The sequence below is a fragment of the Kitasatospora sp. NPDC091257 genome (assembly GCF_044757675.1).
GTDB lineage: Bacteria > Actinomycetota > Actinomycetes > Streptomycetales > Streptomycetaceae > Kitasatospora > Kitasatospora lactacystinica.
In genome coordinates, this window is sequence record NZ_JBIVVI010001574.1 from 1 (window position 1) to 1,712 (window position 1,712).

2 protein-coding genes are annotated in these 1,712 nt (G+C 76.5%); both read left to right on the forward strand.

Annotated elements, in window-relative coordinates:
* Window positions 1-14 precede the first annotated feature (14 nt).
* Complete coding sequence (locus ACIQOV_RS40385) at window positions 15-1,424, forward strand: hypothetical protein (protein WP_380353456.1); 1,410 nt, start codon at window positions 15-17, stop codon at window positions 1,422-1,424.
* A gap of 112 nt (window positions 1,425-1,536) precedes the next feature.
* The coding region (locus ACIQOV_RS40390) for an FmdB family zinc ribbon protein (RefSeq protein ID WP_401055984.1) at window positions 1,537-1,712 on the forward strand (176 nt) is incomplete at its 3' end.

Here is a 1,712-nt window from a genome sequence, read left to right on the forward strand (position 1 = left end):
GGGGATCGGGGAGAATGGAGGCCGGATCAGCGGGTCGGAGCAGGGAGCGCGCAGTGACGGTGGCCGGCGGGAGCGGGCGGGGGCGGCGTCGGGCGGGGAGTGCGCTGGCCGACGCGTTGGTGTTGCCGGTGGTGCTGGCGGGTGCGCTGGGGGCGGTCGGGCTGGCCTCGGCGGGGACCGGCGGCTGGTGGGGCCGGCGCGGCGGCGGTGAGGGCGGACGAGCACAGGCCCGGGAGGCCCGGGCGGCGGCCCAGGAGGCGTTCTACGAGCTGGAGGAGACCCAGCGCGAGGTGCAGCTCGCGGTGGAGACGGTCCGCGCGGCGGAGGAGGGCCAGGCGGCGCAGCGCGCGCTGGCCGACCTGGCGGCGATCTCCGGCCGGGTCGACCAGGTCACCGTGAACTACCTCGCCGCGCTCGACGCCCACAACCTGGACAGCGAGACCCTGGACGCGGGCACGGCCGCGCAGGCCAAGCGCCAGTTGGAGGATGTGAAGGGCCAGCTGGGCTCGGCCAGGGCGGAGCTGAACGACTTCCTGCGCCGCCTCCAGCCGACCGTCCAGCACGCCGAGCAGCAGCTGATGCGGGTCACCCCGGCGGTCGAGCAGGCCAAGCGCGCGCTGCTCGCGGCCACCACCGCGCTGGACGAGGCGCGCGGCGCAGGCCTGCGGGCGGACGACCTGGCGGCCCGGCTGGCCGAACTGGCGCCCGAGCTCGGCCGGCTGAACGAGGGCCCGGCCCGGCACGGGGTCGCGGACACCCTGCGGCGCGCGGACGACGTGAAGCACCGCGCCGAGGCGATCGCCGCCGACGCCGGGCAGTTGCCGGAGCGGGCGCGGGAGATCGACCGGCGGGTGGCGAGTCTGCGGACCCGCATCCAGGCGCTGGAGACCAAGGCCGCGACGGTCGAGCCCGCTCTGAGCGAGCTGCGCCGCCGGTTCAGCACCGCCTGCTGGCAGGACCTCCAGCGGGTGTCGGACCAGGTCGCGGAGACCGGCCGCGCCGCCGAGCGCAAGCTCGCCGAGGCCGCCCGGGCGCGGGACGAGCAGCGCTGGGCGGACGCCACCGCCGCGATCGGGACGGTCCGCGCGCTGCTGGAGACCGCCGACGGCTCGGTGTCCGCGGTGAACGACCGGCTGCGGCAGCTGAACGAGGTGCAGCACGACCCCAACCGGGAGATCGAGCGTGCCCGCTTCGCGATCCGGGACGCGCAGCGGCTGGCGATGGCCGGGCGCAGCGCGCCGGACCCGCGGCACGCCGCCCCGCTGGACGAGGCGGTGGCCCGGCTGGACCGCGCGGTGGCCGCGCTGGAGGCGGCGGGCCGGCACCCCGACTACTGGCACTTCCTGACCGAGCTCGCGGGCGTGCGGGACACGGCGGCGCGGGTGATCGAGCTGATCCGCGGGGACCTCGGCGGTCACCGGTAGGACCGGGAAGGCCGGTAGGACCGGGAACACCGACGGCACCGACGGCACCGACGGCACCGGCGGCACCGGAACAGGGCTCCCGGCAGCCACCCCCGCTGGGTACGCTGCCGGTATGCCACGCTACGACTTCCGCTGCCGCTCCTGCGGCGCCACCTTCGAGCTCCGCCGCCCGATGGCCCAGGCCAACGACCCCGGGACTTCAACTCGTCGACCAGCACGGCGGTCGGTGTCTGGCTGCTCATGGTGCGCTCTTCTCGCTCTGCTCGGTCGTCTCGGTACGCGCGGTGT